The 19,236-nt window shown below is 37.0% G+C and carries 19 protein-coding genes; 14 read left to right on the top strand and 5 right to left on the bottom strand.

The window, feature by feature from the left end:
* Positions 1 to 24: 24 nt before the first annotated feature.
* Both B4Z90_RS03585 and B4Z90_RS03580 read left to right on the top strand, forming a co-directional pair.
* On the top strand, positions 25 to 3,063 hold the full coding sequence (locus tag B4Z90_RS03585; protein WP_286801433.1) for a TrlF family AAA-like ATPase: 3,039 nt from the start codon (positions 25 to 27) through the stop codon (positions 3,061 to 3,063).
* A gap of 614 nt (positions 3,064 to 3,677) precedes the next feature.
* Positions 3,678 to 4,250 carry a hypothetical protein gene (locus B4Z90_RS03580; RefSeq protein WP_286801432.1) on the top strand — a complete coding sequence of 191 codons (573 nt, stop codon included), beginning with the start codon at positions 3,678 to 3,680 and terminating at the stop codon, positions 4,248 to 4,250.
* Positions 4,251 to 4,288: 38 nt separating this feature from the next.
* Here B4Z90_RS03580 and B4Z90_RS03575 read toward each other — a convergent pair whose 3' ends face one another.
* From B4Z90_RS03575 to tnpA, 4 genes are all read right to left on the bottom strand, one after another.
* Positions 4,289 to 4,756 (bottom strand): hypothetical protein, encoded by a 468-nt coding sequence (locus B4Z90_RS03575; protein ID WP_286801431.1) that lies wholly within the window; start codon positions 4,754 to 4,756, stop codon positions 4,289 to 4,291.
* An 18-nt stretch (positions 4,757 to 4,774) separates the two neighbouring features.
* Positions 4,775 to 6,259: an IS66 family transposase gene (gene tnpC / locus B4Z90_RS03570; protein WP_286801430.1), complete on the bottom strand. Its 1,485-nt coding sequence runs from the start codon at positions 6,257 to 6,259 to the stop codon at positions 4,775 to 4,777.
* A gap of 49 nt (positions 6,260 to 6,308) precedes the next feature.
* On the bottom strand, positions 6,309 to 6,647 hold the full coding sequence (gene tnpB / locus B4Z90_RS03565; RefSeq protein WP_216629157.1) for an IS66 family insertion sequence element accessory protein TnpB: 339 nt from the start codon (positions 6,645 to 6,647) through the stop codon (positions 6,309 to 6,311).
* 137 nt (positions 6,648 to 6,784) lie between these two features.
* Complete coding sequence (gene tnpA / locus B4Z90_RS25110; RefSeq protein WP_414712610.1) at positions 6,785 to 6,931, bottom strand: IS66 family insertion sequence element accessory protein TnpA; 147 nt, start codon at positions 6,929 to 6,931, stop codon at positions 6,785 to 6,787.
* A gap of 258 nt (positions 6,932 to 7,189) precedes the next feature.
* On the opposite strand from tnpA, the gene B4Z90_RS03560 reads away from it, so the two are divergent.
* From B4Z90_RS03560 to B4Z90_RS03550, 3 genes are all read left to right on the top strand, one after another.
* Positions 7,190 to 7,729, top strand: coding sequence for a hypothetical protein (locus B4Z90_RS03560; protein WP_286801429.1), 540 nt, complete (start codon positions 7,190 to 7,192; stop codon positions 7,727 to 7,729).
* Positions 7,730 to 7,855: 126 nt separating this feature from the next.
* Positions 7,856 to 8,257: a hypothetical protein gene (locus B4Z90_RS03555; protein ID WP_286801428.1), complete on the top strand. Its 402-nt coding sequence runs from the start codon at positions 7,856 to 7,858 to the stop codon at positions 8,255 to 8,257.
* Between the two features lie 239 nt (positions 8,258 to 8,496).
* The gene (locus B4Z90_RS03550) at positions 8,497 to 10,311 is read left to right on the top strand and encodes an RNA-directed DNA polymerase (RefSeq protein WP_286801427.1); all 1,815 of its coding nucleotides are present in this window, start codon (positions 8,497 to 8,499) and stop codon (positions 10,309 to 10,311) included.
* Between the two features lie 362 nt (positions 10,312 to 10,673).
* Here B4Z90_RS03550 and B4Z90_RS03545 read toward each other — a convergent pair whose 3' ends face one another.
* Positions 10,674 to 10,817: a hypothetical protein gene (locus B4Z90_RS03545; RefSeq protein ID WP_286801426.1), complete on the bottom strand. Its 144-nt coding sequence runs from the start codon at positions 10,815 to 10,817 to the stop codon at positions 10,674 to 10,676.
* Positions 10,818 to 10,893: 76 nt separating this feature from the next.
* Here B4Z90_RS03545 and B4Z90_RS03540 point away from each other — a divergent pair, with 76 nt between their 5' ends.
* From B4Z90_RS03540 to B4Z90_RS03500, 9 genes are all read left to right on the top strand, one after another.
* On the top strand, positions 10,894 to 11,181 hold the full coding sequence (locus B4Z90_RS03540; protein ID WP_286801425.1) for a DUF2188 domain-containing protein: 288 nt from the start codon (positions 10,894 to 10,896) through the stop codon (positions 11,179 to 11,181).
* A 5-nt stretch (positions 11,182 to 11,186) separates the two neighbouring features.
* Positions 11,187 to 11,678 (top strand): Pycsar system effector family protein, encoded by a 492-nt coding sequence (locus tag B4Z90_RS03535; RefSeq protein WP_286801424.1) that lies wholly within the window; start codon positions 11,187 to 11,189, stop codon positions 11,676 to 11,678.
* A gap of 3 nt (positions 11,679 to 11,681) precedes the next feature.
* Entirely contained in the window at positions 11,682 to 12,710 is a 1,029-nt protein-coding gene (locus B4Z90_RS03530; RefSeq protein WP_286801423.1) for an adenylate/guanylate cyclase domain-containing protein, read from the top strand.
* Complete coding sequence (locus tag B4Z90_RS03525) at positions 12,697 to 13,353, top strand: SEC-C domain-containing protein (protein ID WP_286801422.1); 657 nt, start codon at positions 12,697 to 12,699, stop codon at positions 13,351 to 13,353. The genes B4Z90_RS03530 and B4Z90_RS03525 overlap by 14 nt, the downstream gene beginning before the upstream one ends.
* Positions 13,354 to 13,631: 278 nt before the next feature.
* Positions 13,632 to 14,219 carry a hypothetical protein gene (locus tag B4Z90_RS03520; RefSeq protein WP_286801421.1) on the top strand — a complete coding sequence of 196 codons (588 nt, stop codon included), beginning with the start codon at positions 13,632 to 13,634 and terminating at the stop codon, positions 14,217 to 14,219.
* Positions 14,216 to 15,841 carry an ImmA/IrrE family metallo-endopeptidase gene (locus tag B4Z90_RS03515; protein ID WP_286801420.1) on the top strand — a complete coding sequence of 542 codons (1,626 nt, stop codon included), beginning with the start codon at positions 14,216 to 14,218 and terminating at the stop codon, positions 15,839 to 15,841. Before B4Z90_RS03520 ends, B4Z90_RS03515 begins: the two co-directional genes overlap by 4 nt.
* On the top strand, positions 15,823 to 17,463 hold the full coding sequence (locus tag B4Z90_RS03510) for an adenylosuccinate synthetase (RefSeq protein ID WP_286801418.1): 1,641 nt from the start codon (positions 15,823 to 15,825) through the stop codon (positions 17,461 to 17,463). Before B4Z90_RS03515 ends, B4Z90_RS03510 begins: the two co-directional genes overlap by 19 nt.
* Before the next feature lies 1 nt (position 17,464).
* Complete coding sequence (locus B4Z90_RS03505) at positions 17,465 to 18,094, top strand: DUF7002 family protein (protein ID WP_286801417.1); 630 nt, start codon at positions 17,465 to 17,467, stop codon at positions 18,092 to 18,094.
* Between the two features lie 452 nt (positions 18,095 to 18,546).
* Entirely contained in the window at positions 18,547 to 19,221 is a 675-nt protein-coding gene (locus tag B4Z90_RS03500) for a phosphatase PAP2 family protein (protein WP_070562741.1), read from the top strand.
* The last annotated feature ends 15 nt before the right edge of the window (positions 19,222 to 19,236 follow it).

The following is a 19,236-nucleotide window of genomic DNA, read 5'->3' as shown; positions in this document are numbered from 1 at the left end:
CATTGACCTCCGTTATAGACAAAAATGGCAGAATCAAGCAGAATCCAAATTCCGGATGTAAATTCTTCACTGTCCGAGGCTTCTGAAAAGGCAGATGTATTGCCTTCAGGGGCTGAGTGGTTGAGGTGGGAGCCGCATATTCACGGGCCAGGCACGGTATTAAACGATCAGTTTAAAGGTTCTAACGCCTTTAATCAATACTTAACAGACCTTGAGAATTTAAACCCGACCGTACGAGCTATCGGAATAACTGATTATTACAGTACAGAAGTGTATCAGCTAGTTGTAGAAGCCAAGCAAGCCGGTCGTCTACCGAATTGTGATCTGATCTTTCCCAATGTGGAGATGCGATTGGACACTGCAACCCTTAGTGGATCGTTTGTAAACCTTCACCTTTTAGTTTGTCCGGATGAGGCTGATCATTTGGAGGAATTAAGTCGGTTTCTGTCCTTACTAACTTTTTATGCCCACGGGGAAAATTATCATTGTACAAAAAATGATCTAATTAAATTAGGTAAAAAGACTGACCCAACTATAGTTGATGACAGGAAAGCTTTAGAAATTGGTTCAGTACAATTTAAGGTTTCCACACGCGAGTTACAGGCTGAGTACAATCGAAGTAACTGGGCTAAAAGGAATATAATCATAGCAGTTGCTGGTGGATCCGATGGGTCTGGTGGCGTGCGTGCGCCAGCAGATAAAACACTTCGTGAGGAATTAGAGACATTAGCTGACGTTATCTTTGCAAGCGCCCCGGCTCAACGGGAGTTTTGGCTTGGTAAAAGAGCTCTTAAACCTGATGAGATTGTAGCTAGATATAGGTGTTTAAAACCTTGCATGCACGGGTCGGATGCTCACAAGCCAGAAGATGTTGGAGCACCTACAGGTGACAGATATACTTGGATTAAAGGAGTTGCGCAGTTTGACAGTTTAAGGCAGGCATGCATTGAACCTGAAGGCAGAGCGTTTATTGGTGCTAACCCTCCTTTGGGAGCTAACCCATCCAAAGTAATTAAAAATGTTCAAATTAATGATACGGCTTGGTGTCAAACTCCTTCGATAAATATAAATGCTGGACTTGTCGCAATAATAGGAGCAAGAGGATCTGGCAAAACTGCTTTAGCTGAAATTATTGCTGCTGGATGTGATGCAATTCCTGATAGCGATGTTGGCGGTGAAAAGAGCAGATCCTTCCTTGATCGTGCCAAATCGGAACTATACGATGCAACAGTCTCCATAACTTGGGGAGCCGACCAAGGTAGTGAGGTTCGCTCCCTTTTCCATCAAAACAATATGCCCGATAAATATTCCATGGCAAGATATCTTTCTCAACAATTTGTGGATGATCTTTGCTCTTCAGATGGTGTCACAGATAAATTATTGAAAGAGCTAGAAAGGATAATTTTTAGTTCTCATGACGTTAATCAACGTGAAGGTACTAATGATTTCGACGAGTTATTACAACTGCGAGCTTCGCGCCCAAGATACACAAGAAATAGCGAAGAGATATCACTGCAAGAATTATGCGATAGAATCGGACAAGAATTTGAAAAGATAAAACTAATTAATGAGACAAAAAGCCATATCACAGCAAAAGAGCTTACTATTAACCAAAATATTGCTGATCGAAGCAAACTTATCACGGTTCCCGGTAGCGAGCAAAGAGTTCAAAGGCTAAGTGATCTTGCTGCAGCAGCCGACACTGTTCGCAATAATGTCCGGTATTTTTCCCAACGTGAACAGGCTTTGCTTGGAGTCCACGACGATGTCAAAAACATTCGACTGAATATAGCTCCAGAGGATTTACGGGGTATGCAGCAGAAACACAATCAAGCTGGGCTTAAACCAACTGAATGGGAGCCTTTCCTTACTGATTTTAAAGGTGATGTTGATAAAGTCATTACTGATAATCTCGACATGGCGCAAAAAAATGCGCAAGCGTGGAAAGGAGTCATACCAACACCCCACACTTCCGACACAGCATATATTGCTGACGATGCAGAATTACAACGGCAGCCTTTAGCACTTCTTGAAGCTGAAATAGGTCGTCTTACTGCATTAGTTAGTGCGGACTCGAATACGGCACAACGATTTACTGCTATTTCACAAAAAATTGCACAAGAACAAGCAGCTTTAACAAACCTAAAAGAAAAGCTTGTAGATTATGAAGGAGCTAAGACAAGAGTAGCTGCTCTTCAAATAGAACGAAATGCTTCTTACGGGCGCGTTTTCTCATCGCTTTTGCAGGAAGAGGCTATTTTGAGAGATTTATATTTACCTATAATGACTAAGCTGTCAGAAGCTGCTGGTACACTTAATAAAATGTCTTTTACAATTAAGCGAACAGTCGATATTGAAAGTTGGGCAGAAAACGGTGAACGGCTTTTTGATTTGCGTAAAGAAAGTTCGTTCAAAGGCAGGGGTACCCTGAAAAGCCTTGCTGAGGAATCATTATTACCAGCTTGGAAGGAAGGCACTGTCGATGAGATTCTTGCTGCAATGAAAAAGTTTCAGGACGATCATGTTAACTCACTTATGAATCTGGCTACCGTAGCAAGGACTGATAAGGACAATTTTCGTGAATGGGCAATGCAGTTTGCAAAATGGCTTTATAGTACCAATCATATTCACATCACTTATGGAGTCGATTATGACGGAGTAGATATCAAAAAATTGTCACCTGGCACGAGAGGCATTGTATTATTGCTATTATATCTTGCTCTCGACGACGAGGATGACAGACCATTAATTATCGACCAGCCAGAAGAAAATCTCGATCCCAAGTCAATTTACGATGAATTAGTTGGACTATTTATCGCTGCTAAGCAAAAACGTCAGGTTATTATGGTCACTCATAACGCAAATCTTGTTATCAACACGGATGCCGATCAAATCATAATTGCTAGGACTGGGGAGCGACTGCCAAGCGGTATGCCAAAAATATCTTACATTTCCGGAGGACTTGAAGAAGCTCATATCCGTGATGAAGTTTGTGGTATTTTAGAAGGCGGGGTAAAAGCGTTCCAAAAACGTGCACATCGCTTAAGGGTTCCCTTGCGGTGATAATGCTTAGAAATACCTGAACAGAAAATAAGGTCGTTTTCGAAGATGATGGATTTGTCTGATATTATTTTCTGTTTAAAGGGTCATATAATGTACTAACAGAAAAACATGCTTCTGACAATGAAATAGACTTTGTAATTTGGTTTTTTAATGGACCTATTATGAAGATAGCTGCATTCGTGATAGCTTCCTACTTAGTATTTGAGTTTGCCTTGTAGGAGATCTATGGTATTATCTTCATATTGCTTGCTTGAATATTGCTTTAGGACATAACAGGATACCACTGTTCTATTTGAGGGGTATAGGAAGGGTATCCCGGGGAAAACGTATCAAAGAGCATATTGAGGCTTAAGACTGGGAATCCTGTAGATGTGGATGCAAATGTGTTGGAATGTTATAGAGAGGGATTAGGTTTATTGTAGGATTGGGTTCCTGTGGCTGAGAGTTTGCCTCGTCCGGCGTTCAATAATGAGGGGACTTGGTTGGTTGAAGATTGATTGTGTCTTTGCACAAAAAAACCTGCTTGTGAGATCGAAGCAGGTTGAAATATTTGAGTTCTTGATATTAGGTTATTCGAGACATCCTTTCCATCACTTTCGAGACAGCTGGAGTTCGTGAATAAATATGACGAAGAGTACTATCGGGAAATGCTAAAGTCCATCGAAACCAGCTTTGAATGGCACCAAAATTTTTGGTTTAAATTGAGCATTATTAATACTGGTCAATCCGTCATACAGGATTTTAAACTTGAACTTGATTTCGAGGGAGAGTTTATTAAAGTCGGACGAGAAAGTCCATCACATCCCATTTTAGCGGAAAATTTCAGTACGGATATTCGTGTATACGGAAATACGGTCAGGTCATTGTGGGTAAAACCTGAAGAAAGAACGTTGGTGCAGGGTGATTCTTATACTGCTGATGACATTTACTTAAAGCCCGAAATAGGGAAGGAATGTGAAATAGCGGTACATTGGAGATTGCTTGCAAGAGACTTTGAGGACGAGGGAAAACTCACCATAAAAATCCAGCCAAGGTACCACAAAACTGTCAATGAGCATTATGTAACATCTATGGATGAGCTGAAAGATGAGACGGTCAGCTATTCTCTTATCAAACGGCCAGGCAATAGGGATTGGCTGGGGAGAGTTAATTATACGAACAAGGAATCGGATTACACTTTTGAATAAATAAGCTAGATTATCGATGTAGAGTACATGTATACACTCTATACTTTGGTCTTCAAAAAAAAGTTATCCAGAGCTTCCCTTAATTTTTTGTTATTCATCTCCTTTGCCACTTTGCGGATTTCGTCAGGGCCAAAAAAATTAATTTCGTGTTTAGTATAGCTACTCTTAAAATCCTTCATTCTTTGAAGAGCATCGTCGGTAAATCCAGCAGTTGACCAATATTCAAACTTAAGTTCCTTTTTTTTGAAAATCTCTTGGCTTAAGAACCATTTTTTAAACGCAGGAATTTTCTTTGTTATCCATTTTTCTACATCCTCCAGTTCAATTTGTGATTTGGTTCCCTTACATTCTGAAATAACTACCTTATCGCCATAAACGGCCTGTACGTCCATTTCATGTCTGCCTCCTTTCTCCACGATTTCCCATCCGATTTCAATATTGCTTCCTTTGGTAACGTGTAGGTGCCCGACCACGTATTCAAAAAGGGTTCCTCTAATATTGTTCAACAGTGTCCGTCCTACGAACTACATGTTTGATTGCCCAATGATTTGTTTATAGTTCTGGGGATATAGCTCCTTGATATTCTTATGGTTTATTGACATGATATTTTGTAACGTATATTTCAGCCATTGAAAAGGATTAACTTCATGTTTCTTACATATGGCGAAAAAAGAATAGATCATAGCTGACCTTTGCGCCGCTTCGTGGCTCCCCGCAAAGAGAAAGTTTTTCCTTCCCAGGGCTATAGGTCTTATCGCATTCTCGACGAGATTATTATCAATAAAAAAGTTTCCATCGTATAAATATGCTGATAAAGCATCCCAACGTGCATACGCATAGGCCATCGCTTTCCCAATCTGGCTTTTGGGCAGGGTATTCTTTATTTCTTCGAAGATCCATTTCCCCAACTCGTTGATTACGGGCAGTGATTCAGCTAGTCTAAGTTCTTTGATTTGCTGGGAAGAAAGGTTTTCTTCTTTGGCTTTCCTTTCGGTTATATACAATTGTTGGATCAATAGCAATGCTTTTTCAGCTCTTCTTTTGTCATTATCCAATGCCTTTTCAAACTCACGACGAGCATGCGCCCAACAGGCTAGGTGTGTCACCTCTTTCTTTTTTCCGTACTTCTCGTACACGGCGTACCCATCCGTCTGGAGGTATCCTTTGAAATTTCCAAGCATAGGTACAGCGGCGATGCCACCACGGGAGGGACTATAATCAAACAGTACGGTTCCGTCCAGCGGAGCATGATAGACCCAATAGTAGCCTTGATGGGCCGCGCCCTTTTTATCGCTATCCAATACTTTTATTGGTGTTTCATCAACCTGAAGATACCCTTTAGATTTGGTGTCGAAAATGAGTTGTTCATACAATGGTTCCAATTTTTCCAATGCCTGTTTGGTCCACCCTTCGATGGTTGAGGTTGGGATCTGTATGTTTTCCCTGGCGAAGATCTGCTTCTGACGGTACAGAGGGAGGTGATCCATATACTTACCGGTCAGGATCATCGCAAGAAGACTTGCTCCTGGGATTCCTTTATCGATTACCCGTTCAGGAAGCTCGGCGATGGATACTCTGTCTCCATTTTTAGCTGCATATTTATAGCGGATGTAGCGTTTGATATAGAACTTTGCCGGTTCGCATTCCAGTTCTTCGGTAATTTCTTTACCGATGCATACCATTTCCGACAAATCGCCTTCTGGGTGGATTTCGATTTCCTCTACGGGAAGATGTGCCGGAAGTTTAGCCCGTCCTTTATGGTTGGGACGTTTACGTACATACTCAATCTTTTCTTTGGTTTCTTCCTGTTGCTGTACCACTTCAGCAGGCTCTGCTTCAAAGGGAAGAGCAATCTGGTTAGAATCGCCTTCGAAACGTTCGCGCTTCTGTCCAAACTGCATACGTTTGTACATCGCAAGTTGCGATTCTAAGTAATCTATCTTCTGGTCACGACTGGAAATAACCTTTAAAAGGTCTTCTTTTGAGAGATTTTCCAGCGCTGTTTCCATACCCTAAATGTACGAATAAATCAGGGTTATAGCAACTGAAAAGCCGGTTTTATGGTAATAAAAAACGCTTTTTGCGAATGCTTTTCACCACCTGTATGCCTTCGACCATGAGTACCAGGTCACTCCAGGAAAACTCGCCATCTTTTACGTTAGGTGGTAAAAAGGTTCCACTCTCCAGTCGTTTATAATACAGCACGAAGCCACCTTTTTCCCAATGCAGTAGCTTCATATGCGTACGGCTACGGTTAAGAAATACAAACACCTCTCCGCTGGTAGCTTGGCGCTGCATGTTCGAACTGATCAAACCACAAAGCCCGTCAAATGATTTTCTCATATCGCAATGACCGTTAAAAAGATAGAAACGATGTGATGATCCGAGCGCAAACACTAATAAATATGAATAAGTTTAGCGACTAATGATAGATCCCTATCTGTACTGATGCGGACCCCATTGGGATAAATGACTTCGATCTTTCCTGATTCAACCATGGGGGAGCGGATTTCCGTAAATCCACCTTGCTCACCCTATTCTGAACTCTTTTTGATCCAATAACTAAGCGTACAGACTTTGATTCCGTGGAAAGAACAAAAATCCTTTTGACTTAGACCACTCTCTCCCCATTGGGCGACTAACGAGAGCATTTTCTCACGCTTACTTTCTAATAAATTCATGTAAGCAAAGATAAATCCTAGAGGAATCTATTTAAATATGTACTTGGTAGGCCGCATACGTTCAACAATCCTGTATTGAATTTCTTTAGTTCTGGAGTATCGTCCAAATTAGAGGTTTTGTTTCCCTATAACTTCCCCTTTTTTAATATGTCTTTTCAATATATCCTTTTTATCATGTAGTTTAGTTATGCTGTTTTAAACATTGTCTTTCAATAATACAATGTTAATTGCAAATGAACCCAAATTGTAAAATTTAATATGTCGAAACAAGAAATAGATGATACCTCATTTAGCTTTATCAATGAGGTATTTCGCAATGCATTTAAAGAGTTTAATTCAATTACTTTAGATGAATCGGAATTGAAATTTTTGACATACAGCAGTAAAATATATTTGCATCCAATTACAGAAAATCGAAAATGCTCAGTAAAGTATTGTAGACACAAAGCTGTGGCATCACATCTTTTTCAAGAATCAATTCTTAGAAAAATAGCTAAAAATGGACACCTATTATATCCCTCATACGATTTCAAAAAGCAGAAAATCAAACTACAAAGAATTGGAATAAATAAAGCCTTAACCTTTCCAGGCTACTGTAAAAGACACGAAGATATGTTTGAATATGAGAAGAAAGAACAAATAAACTATGAACACGAATTACGTACCTTAATCTATAAGACTATTTGTTACAATCATATTTATTGGGAAGAAACTTATAAAAAAATGGAAAAAAGTGTCAAATCACTTATGACAAAGAGACAAGAAAAGTTTGATAAATCAAATAATGAGAAATATTAAAAATTATACGAAACCTTTGGTGTTAAGTTCAAAGGATTTCGTTTTTCTGATTCGAGGCATAAATTTCTTATAAATTCTTTAAAAGAGCGAAAACCCATCATCAAAGAAGCACAAGAGTTCAAAAAAATGATATGGAACGATATTAAAGCCAATGAAGACTTGAACTTAAAATCATACATAGTTGAGCTTGATACCGCTCTTCCCATCTGCTTTTCATATTTAGGAGAATTGAATATTAAAAAAGATGATATAAAATTCAATGAAACTGTTTGTTTTATAATCCATCCATATAAAGAAACCACACATTTAATCTTCACTGCAGAGGTTGATAAATATCATAACTTAGTACAAGTTTTTCAAGATTTAACAGCTGATAAGGCATGGGAATTAATTCTCTCGACTTTAGTATATGTCTCCGATAATTGGTTAATTAATGAAGATTTTTATGCAGACCTTCCCCCAACATTCAAAAGGTTAATTGAAAACGCAAGGTGCTTACCACTAGTTCCCACACAACTGACTAATTGACATCGATAGAAACATTTTACGATTAAGCATAACACATATTAATCCCTTATTTTCACTTTTTTCCTTATAAATCAAAAATAAATATTAAAATCTCTTGCGAAACGTATAATTATCAAAAAAATAACAATCTAACTTAATCCTATGCCCGTCTCACAAGGAGGGTTAAAATCCGCTAAAAACGGTCAATTTTTGTAATTATTGCCTATCTTTGGGAGTAACGATAATCTTAACCAAACTAAATGCAAACTGACAGATTTAATCAATTAAGAAAAGACAAGCTGTCTAAAATTTTTGACCGAAAAACAATTATTGAAGTTTGGAGAAAAATAGTTCGAGGCCAATTAAGAAATTTAGACTTAAAAGACTTGTTTGACCATTATGACTTCAACTTTAATATTGAGACAAGAGCTGAAGCGATCAGAAGCGAAATCTTGGGTGGTACTTATAAAGTCTCTCAACCATTAATATATAGAATTGAAAAAAAATTTGGTATTTGTAGACATTTAGTAATTCCTCAACCAATTGATGCATTAGTATTACAAGTGTTAGTGGAGTATGTTTCAACTGAAATATTAAAAAATCAACCCTCACCCAATGCCTTTTATTCTAGAGATAAACATAATGTAAGTTCCCCTCATTCCGTTGAAGAATATGGATTTACTTGGAGACAACAATGGAAACAATTGCAGAAAAAAATCTACAACTTCCAACAGGATAAGGAATTTATTGTTGTTACTGATTTAACTAATTATTACGATAGTATAGACATCAATGAACTAAGAAAAGTTTTTACAAGCTATAGTCAAATAGATGAAGTGCTAATTGACTTACTATTTAGAATTATAGAAGAAATATCTTGGAAACCAGATTACTTGCCTTATTCAAAAAGAGGATTACCAACAACAAATATTGAGGGAATTAGATTATTGGCTCATTCATTTTTATTTGAAGTAGATGAAGTGTTAGCAAACAAATCAGATAACTCTTTCACACGATGGATGGATGACATTGTAATTGGTATGGATACGAAAAAACAAGCAATTGAAACCCTTAGTTCTATTTCAGACATTTTAAAATCAAGAGGTTTAGCACTTAATCTTTCAAAAACTAACATATACAACGAAAAAGAGGGTTATTATAATTTCCAAATTGAGGCGAATAGGTATATAGATTCAATTGAAAAAACTAAAAAGGCAGACAATAACTATAAAAAGGTTTGCAGTCAATTGCATTCCAATTTCAAACAACATCTAAAAGATAGAAAACCGAAATATTGGGATAAAATATCTAAAAGATATATTACCACTTATGGTAAACTACAATGTAAAACATTGTTAAATATTATTGTAGAAACTTATATTGAAAATCCGGGGTTGAGAACAAATCTGATTTATTATTTACTCACATTAGGGTATTCAAAACGAAATTCAGAAATTGTGCTTTCAATTGTTGATCAAATAGACGTATTTGATGATATTTCTTTATATCAGATTTGTTTCTTGGTAACTCAATGGGAAATTGATATTAATGAAGAAACAGATAATTTTTTAAAAGAGTTTGAAACTAAAATAACTAAATTCTCTGTACAAAGAAAAAACAGTTCTGATTTTTACTGCATTATGTGGTTTAAAGCAAAATATAGTCATCCAGAGAGCTTGTTAGGTTTTATAAGAAAATATCAATATATATGGAACAATGATACCTTTCTGAGAAGACAAGTTACTTCAATATTACCACGACTTCTGTTTAATAACAATAATGATGTTATTAAATTATTGAATAGCCAAATTTCATCAGGTGTACCTAACACTGTTACATTAGCAAATCAAATTTATTATTTTAGAAATTTAACACAATTAGACCCTAAACTGAATTTTTATTTATTCCCTCAGAGTAAGCAAAAGATATATCCTTTGCCTAAATTTCTTGTTCTATGTTCAGTACTTAATTCTGAGCATATTAGAAATGACCAATCAATAAGAGAGAAAGTAAAAGAATACATTTCTGACCCATATTTCAAAAAATGGATTGAATTACAGTACAATATCAGATAAACATTACCACCCTAACCATGTTTTGACACAAAACTCACGTTAAATATCTAAGTAGCAGTATGTCGGGGCTGTTGCTTTAATCTATTCGAAAAGATCCTTAGCATTCATTATGGCTTCGCAATCTTCTAAAAGGTTCGACTTTCTGCGCCTCGACCTACTTAAGGAGACACCATATATTGGTTGTCTCCTTTTTTTATGTCAATAAAAATCTGTGTCCCAAACTGTTGCTGTTCGTTCATTTATAGTTCGATATTTGTGGGAAAACTATTTAGCCTTTCGATGGGAATTGGGCTAAAAACATAGTCTATTGGGTCATTAAAGCCGTTTTTCCAAAGTTCGATTAAGGATTCGGCCTCTTGAGCCTACTTTGGTTTGTTGTAGTTCTTTGCGACAAGATACAGAAAATCCAGTATCACACTTGCTTCCTCCTCGTTTACTTGGATACCGTTTTTTGCTAATATTGCGATCGCTCGTTTATCCGAAACTTTTCTATCGATAAAATTCATTTTTGCCGTTTAGTAATCAACTTTTGAGAGGGTAGCTTAGATTGACGAGCTGCTTTTTAAATAATAAAATCTGCTAATGGCAAAAAACGCTCCGCTTGGAGCATATGATAGTAGAGACACAAACAAATATATAATCATGAAAAATAAAAAAAATGTATTTGTCGTTAAGCACGGCAACGAATGGGCTACAAGAACTGCAGGAAATCAACGAGTAACAAAGATTTTTGACACACAAAAGGACGCGATTAAGGTAGGGAGACAAATGGCCATTAATAATCAATCGGAACTAACTATCCAAAATAAACTGGGACGTTTTCGGGAAAAAAATTCTTACGGTAATGATCCTATTAAAACTAAGGGCTGAAAATTATGGAAAAAGAAAGATTAAAGTTTTGTGTAGAGAGGTTTGACCACTATTACGATAGCGTTAACAATAAAAGTGCAGTTTTCTTGGGTTTAAGTACATTTATTGTTGGGGGATTGGTAACTGCTTATCAATCGGTATTGGAGCTGGTTGACTGTGGCATTTTTATCCACGGATTGATGTTATGCTGCATAGGGCTAGGATTGGCAATAATGATCATGGTAGTAATTGCTTCCACACCATACCTTGCGGCAGGTATGAATTCGATGCATTTTTTCGGATCGATTTCAAAAATGGACAGAGAGGAGTATTGCAATAGATCGAGTTTGCTGGCTTTGGAGGAACACGAATTACTTGATTTGCGTGCGCAAGTGCACCAACTTTCTTGTGGGCTGACTGATAAATTCAGTAAATTAAAGTGGGCAGGTATATTATTTACTATTCAGTTTATTCTTTTTATTCCATTGATACTTCTAATTGTTTTTAATTTAAAATAATCTATGCATATTTTTGACGACTACTTAAAACCGATCAGAGCAGCAATGGCTGCCGATCCAAAATCAGGGACGCTTAATGAAAGTCTATTCTCTCAAAGAGAATTCTTCCAAAAAGCATTTGATGTCAAAGCTCTAAATTCACAGGTTCCAGAGAAAAGATTACTTCCTAATCTTGCGGACTTCGCTAAGGCACTTGGACTTGTCCCAAACTTTGAACAACGTTTGGGACTCCATCACGATTTTGCACACCTCAAATACTCAGAAAGCCTAGAAGAACATTACATTATTTCGATGTTTGTTGATATTAAAGGTTCTACTAACCTTTTTAAAAAATATACGCCACGTACTGTTTGGATTATAACCAACACCATCCAACGAGCGGCAATTCATACTTGTTTGATTTTCGGAGGATACGTACATCGTCTACAGGGAGATGGGTTATTTATTTTTTTTGGAGGTAAAGACATGAAACCTGAGAAGGCCGTAAATCGTGCTTTACAATTTGCCAGTGTTTTTACTTATTTTGTTAAAGAGGATTTAAAAAAGATTTTTCTAGAACAAGGAGTAGATAACATTTATACCAGGATTGGAGTCGATCTTGGATATGATCGTGACGTAGTATGGGGGATGGCAGGAATTGGAGAGATTAGTGAGGTAACTACTTGTAGCCTACATACCAGTTTAGCAAGCAAAATGCAAGGGCGGGCGCTCAGCAATGGAGTGGTTGTAGGCGACCATGTAAAAAAAGAAAATACGCTAATCGATGATTATTGTAGACCAGTATGTGTTAGAACTGGTAGTGAAAATGATCGTTATATATTCAGGATACCGGATGAAAACTTTTATTACACTCAATATGATTTTGACTGGCTTAAATTTTTAAAGAAACAGGACTTTATTGCAACTGATTTTTACGGCAATTTACAATTGAAGAATATTGCTAATTCTTCATCTATTAAAAAGAATGTCGCTAATATTGCTCCTATCGCAATATTAAGTAAGCCTTATTATAATTTCAATGGCAACAAATAAAAAATTCGAACGTGATTTTATCGAAGTTGCAAACAGCTTTCCGAAACTTGAGGCCTCGTGGAATGCGAAGTTAAAGATGTGGCTGATAACCGGGGAATTGGATATTTGTGATATCAAAGGTGTTTATTGGAACACTTTTAATATTGTAATAGCTGTTCCCCAAAACTATCCTTATTGTGTCCCTATTGTAATAGAGAAAAGTATTCTTATTCCCAGAGATATAGATTGGCACATTTCTGAGGAAGGGATTTGCTGTTTAGATGTTTCTCATAATCTAACTGTGCAATCTAAGGCTGGAATCCATATTTGTGATTTTATCAAGGAGAAGGTTTATCCATTTTTTGCTAATCAACTATATAGATTTGAAGATAATAAGTATGCAGGAAATGAGTATGCACATTACTTCGAAGGGATTATACAGTATTATCGTGAGGAGCATAAACTGCCGGATGAACCGTCAATCGTTCTTTTGCTATCGCATGTTATGAAAAAAAAACGCACAGAACGTAATATGAATTGTCCATGTGGCAGCGGTAAAAAAGTAAAACATTGCCATTTACAAAGTATCGAAATAATTAAGAAGTTGGGAGAAGAGCGTATAAGTAAGGATATCAATAAACTTAAAGAACGTCTAGAATATTAAGTGCAAAATAGCCCTAGTCGACCTTCTTGAGAATTAGTTTGCCAAACCGTTACCCGGAAGGGAAAATATGATTTGAATTTGAGATTATGTACTTAGCATGTAATAACAACTTCAAACAAATACTGTTGCTCTTCTTTTTCGTTGAATTGTTTTTGAATAAATACGCATTCCTTTATGCAGTCTAAAATTGATCAAAAAGTATTTTTTGCTGTCGACGGAAAAAAAGCTAAATTAGTAGCATAAGGTAATGTGGGTTGGTTAAAACGTTATGGCAATCAATGGATATAATAAATTGGGACGAACTATATTTGCAACTTTTTGCGTATACCGATACGCTATTGAAAGCTAACACATGGTTCCGAAAAGGCAAAACCGATTCTTATTTAGAAGGAAAACAGGTGCATGATTATGTTGCTGCTGCGATTGAAAAATATTTAAGCGAACCTCATAAATTTGACCCTTTGAAAAGGTCATTGGTGGGGTATTTAAAATTACATATCATACGTACCCTTGTCTGGAACGATGTTAAAAAGGTCGAAAATAAAACTACTGCAGATATCGAGTTTTTCTTTGAACAAAATGACGAAGATACTCTAAATACTTTAGAAGCGATATTGCCATACGCTAATGCATACTTCGACCAACAAATTGATCATGATATGATTTTAAATGATATTCAGGACGAAATACAAGCAGATGAAATAGTCAAAACGATCTTTGAGGCCCATTGTCAAAATGGTCTTTTAAGAAGAGAGATACTTATTGAATATAACATGGATTCCAAAGTTTTCGACAATGGAATGAAACGATTAAGAACTGTGCTTAAGAAAACGGCAAAAAAATACGATTTACGGCAACAGATATGAGCAAAGAAACAATGTTTAACAGAGAAGATTTTATAAGGTTAATTTTATCGAAAGTGGAACATAACAGCTCTTCAGCTCAAAATGCTAAGGAATATTTATCTGAAGAGGGTTATGATATAAAGGAGGTAGTAAATGAGGGTTTGATGAGGATCAAAGAAATATCCAACAGACTGAAGTTATCGGATGACAAACTCTCCTCAATACAAAAAGTTCCAGCTAAATCATCAAGAAAGACCTTTCGTAAGAATTGGTCACATGAATCTGTTCGCTTGCTTATCAGTGAATCAAATAATGAAGATCCATATGAGGAAATCAAGGCCCGTGCTCGGGATTTGGTTTTTAGGGCGTTCGAAAATGGATGGGAAGGCCCTCCCTACAGCCCAATTAAGTTGGCAGAAATCATGGGAATTGATGTCACTCCTAATGACTCGGTCATTGATGCTAAGATAGTACCCCAAAAAGGGAACAAATTTCAGATCCTATATAATCCGTTCCAGATACCGACTCGGGTTAATTTCAGTATTGCACATGAAATTGCTCATACTCTGTTTTCCGACTGTGCAAAAGCTACGCGGAATCGAGAAGAGAATCCTACAGAAAATAGACAGCTTGAGCAGCTATGCAACGCTGCGGCTTCTGAGATACAATTGCCCTACGCTATATTTTCGAACGACGCAAATAATGCGCAGGCGTCAATGAAAGGTCTTATCGAGTTAGCCAAAAAATATAAAGCTTCTTTGGAATCTGTTTTTATGAGATATACCGAAGTCATTGACCAACCTTGTGCAATTTTAATAGGGATTTTTCAAGACAACGGTAAAATTGTTGTTGACTATTATAAATCCTCGAGATTCTTTTCATTAGATATACCTGAGAGTTTCCAAATTCCTGCAGATTCAAATGCTTACGAATGTACCTCCCCAGGGTGGACAGCTGAAGAAATTGCTGATTGGGAAATTTTCCTTGGAAAGTCATATTTAGTGAGTTCCGTTGGAATTTCTCCCTATAAAAGAGACACCAAACCTCGGGTTGGAATTTTAGTTCTTCCAATTGAATATGCAAGGCATGACCAACATTATGGAAAGATAATACTTGAATTCGGGGATGCTACAAAGCCGAGAGGAAAGGGAAAGAAAATAATAGCCCAAGTCGTAAATACAAGTGCTTCGTTAGGTCGAGGTTTTGGGTATTCCCTAGCTAAAAATTATCCGGTAGTTAAAGATCGTCTTAAGGAATGGAGCTCCGATAAATCGACGTTTGTTTTAGGAAATACAAATGTAGTAGAAGTTGATAAAGATATTTTCGTGTTTCAGATGTTAGCTCAAAAGGGACTTTTTGCCAAAGGCAATGAAATTCCTTTACGATATAAAGAGTTGAGAAAGTGTTTAATTCAACTTAGAGAGTACGCACTTGACAATAACTGTTCGGTGCATATGCCTGCGATTGGCGCTGGTCAAGCCGGAGGCGAATGGGATATTATTATTGGGATGATCCATGATGAACTTGTAAACTACGAAATAAAGGTTAATATCTACTTGTTTCAAAGTAACTCATTTAATCCGAAACGGAAATCCAACCTAACGTTACTTAATGAAAGTTCTACATGGGAGACAAAAAAGTAATTCTGGTGCTAACCGGTGAAATTGGCACCGGCAAAAGCACTTTGACTGAAAAATTGGAATCAAGGTTCGGTTTTAAATCTTGTAAAACAAGAGAAGGTCTAAATTATTTTGCTCAAAAGAAATTAAAAGGAAAACAACCGGACAGAGACTTTTTTCAAAAATTCGGCACAGCTCTGGATGTCCAGGGTGACGGGAAATGGGTTCTAGAATATTTTCAACATCTTTACGGTAGCGAATTTGGTAACCACAATCTGTATGTGATCGATTCAGCGAGAATCATCAATCAGATTAAACATGTAAGAGAAGCTTATAGTTATTTTGTTTTTCACATTCATTTAGAAGCTGCTTCTAGAACGCTTGAGCAAAGATTTTTTGAACGAGGAGAAATTAGGGAGATGTCTCAGTCCAATCAAATAGAAAAATATAAAGGTTATAAAGCAGATGAGACAGAAAAACAAGTGCCGAAATTGAGAGAAGAAGCGGATCTTGTAATTAATACAGATCGTTGCAATGAAGAGGATGTTTTTGTCCGTGTAGCGAGTTTTTTCAAACTATTACCACCTTTAAAGAATGAATTGGTAGATGTTATAGTAGGTGGACAGTTCGGTTCGGAGGGTAAGGGACAGATTGCAGCCCATATTTCTCCTGATTATGATTGCTTAATGAGGGTAGGCGGACCGAACGCTGGACATACCGTTTTTGAAAGACCTACAAATCATGTTTTTCATCTACTTCCCTCAGGGACACATCGAGCTCCCAACGCAAAATTGCTGATTGGTCCAGGTGCTGTCTTAAACCTTGAAAAAATATTACAGGAAATTAGGACATTTAATGTTGAATACGGTAGACTAATTATTGATGAAAATGCGATAATAATTTCGGAAAAAGACATTGAGGAAGAAAGAAAAATAGCGGAAAAAATTAGTTCAACTGCTCAAGGAGTTGGTTTTGCTACCGCAACAAATATTATATCGCGATTGCTAGGTGAAGATCAGCATAAAGCAAAAAACTATTTAAAGGAGCTAAGGGGTTATCTTGGAAGTACTTCGGAAGAACTGGAACTAATGTATAGAGATGGAAAAAAAATATTACTTGAAGGTACACAAGGTACGGGATTAAGTTTGCATCACGGACTTTATCCTCACGTGACTTCACGGGATACTACTGTCTCAGGCTGTCTATCTGAAGCGGGCATTTCACCGAGGAGGGTGAGAAAGATCATTATGGTAACACGTTCATATCCCATTAGAGTTGGTGGGGCTTCTGGACCATTCGTAAGCAAAGAAATTGATATGCAAACCATTGCGGAACGTTCTGGAAAAGACGCAAATGAATTGATAAAGAAGGAAATAACGACAACGACAAAAAAAAACAGGAGGATAGCTGAATTTAGTTGGTCGCTATTTAGGAAAGCATGTGAACTTAATTCACCAACTGACATAGCACTTACATTTACGGACTACATCTCTAAAGAAAACGAAAATGCGCGAAGATATGAGAGTTTAACAGAAGATACACGGAGATTTGTGGAAGAAATCGAAAGATGTTCCGGAGTTAAAGTGTCTTTAATAGGGACTACATTTGATTATCGTGCTGTAATAGATAGAAGAAATTGGAAATAATATGGATCTAGAAAAATTTATTGAACAAAGGCCTTATCTGTATCATTTAACGAATGTCCAAAATGCAGAAAGCATTGTAGCTGAGAAAAGACTATATAGTGCAAATAAAATTATTGAGCTTTCTGGTAATAATGCTAATGACCTTAATAGGCGTCGTAGAACTGATCACACTGAAATCTTAGTTGGAGATAAGTCTTATTTTCTGAGGGATCAAAGGCCAATATCAGAAAAAGCTTTAGCTAAGTGCTTGACTGGAGGTTGGGAAGTTGCAGACTTTATATATCACTTAAATGATCGCGTTTTTATGTGGCCAACTATTGATAGGTTGTGGCGACACTTTAACAGATATGCACACGAAAATCCAGTAATATTTAGATTTCCAACACAAGAAATCATCGAAGCCAATCCCCACGTTAAGTTTTGTCGTTTGAACTCTGGAGCGACGAGAGCGAATTCGCATTTAGGTGGTAAAGCTCCCGCAAGAGGTGAAGAAACTTTTGTGTCTGCTGACAATTTTAATCATTCAATTAGAGAGGTGGCTGAAGTAACGTTTGAAGAATTATGTAACTTTAACTTGCCGATCTCGAAGGGTCTTAGGCCGGATGGTGAGTTTGAAGAAATTCAGTTATAGAACTTATCCTTAGAAACTCCAAAATGAACGGTATATTAATGGGGCTGGATTGTTCCAACTTTAGGGGCAATTTATTAGTAAAGTTTGCTAGTCGATTCTCATTCTATAACTTGATATGAGCCTTGGCTAATTTAGAAACTATTAGTATCCATCGATTGTCGTTTTTTAACCTGCTTCTGACGCGAAGCAGGTTATATTTGATTTTAATCTAAAAGATTCTTAGCGGCTAAAACGGCCTCATAATCCTCAACAAGGTTCGACTTTCCGCAACTGCACCCTACTGAGAAAAGCGATGGATTTCCATCGCTTTTTTTGTTTATTCAATAAAACTTTTCCTTTTCTTATCAAAATAAATAGGTAATAGAATTGTAAATTTTTATTGGAATGATTATTTTCGGATAATTATTTACAGCAATTTTACTTTTGGCCTGTAATCCGATAATATAAATTGAATGGGAAAATTTTTATTATACCAATTTAGAAAGGTATATGCAGCTAACCCTGCTTTTTTTGCTTGCTTTAGCATTTGGATAGTCTTAATGACAGCTGTTGTTATATTTATTCCGAAGGAAGATGCATTCCATTTTGTGAATACTCGTCATTCATTTTGGGCTGATATTCTTTTTACAATACAGACTTATTTTGGAGACGGTCTTTTTGTTATAGGTGTTTTTATTGCCTACTGCTGTACGCAGCAATGGAATTTTGCCCGAGCTATCCTGGGGACATATATTTTCTCGGGGCTGATCTGCTGTATACTGAAAAACCTTTTCGATGCCGATAGACCGGCAACCGTATTTCATGGAAATCCTACATTCCATGTTGTTTCTTGGTTGCGTGTAGCGCACTTTAACTCCTTCCCTTCCGGACATACAACTTCGGCCTTTGCGCTGGCGGCTACGTTAGGTATTCTCTCAAAAAATAAAGCTTTTGGTATAACTGTATTTATTCTCGCTGCATTAACAGCCTACTCTCGGGTGTATTTGGGACAGCATTTCGTAGAAGATGTTTGGTTTGGATCAATTTTAGGAAGCGGTACGGCTTGTTTTTATTTACTTGCCATGCCTTATGTCTTGAAAAATAAACGCATGTCATTTAGCACGAGATTTCTTCAGGTCAAACTTTAAATTCAGTAAGAAGAT

Source organism: Sphingobacterium sp. UBA5639, assembly GCF_002421245.1.
Classification (GTDB): Bacteria; Bacteroidota; Bacteroidia; order Sphingobacteriales; family Sphingobacteriaceae; genus Sphingobacterium; species Sphingobacterium multivorum.
The sequence above is the reverse complement of the archived record's forward strand: the minus strand, read 5'-3'. Positions and strand labels throughout refer to the sequence as shown.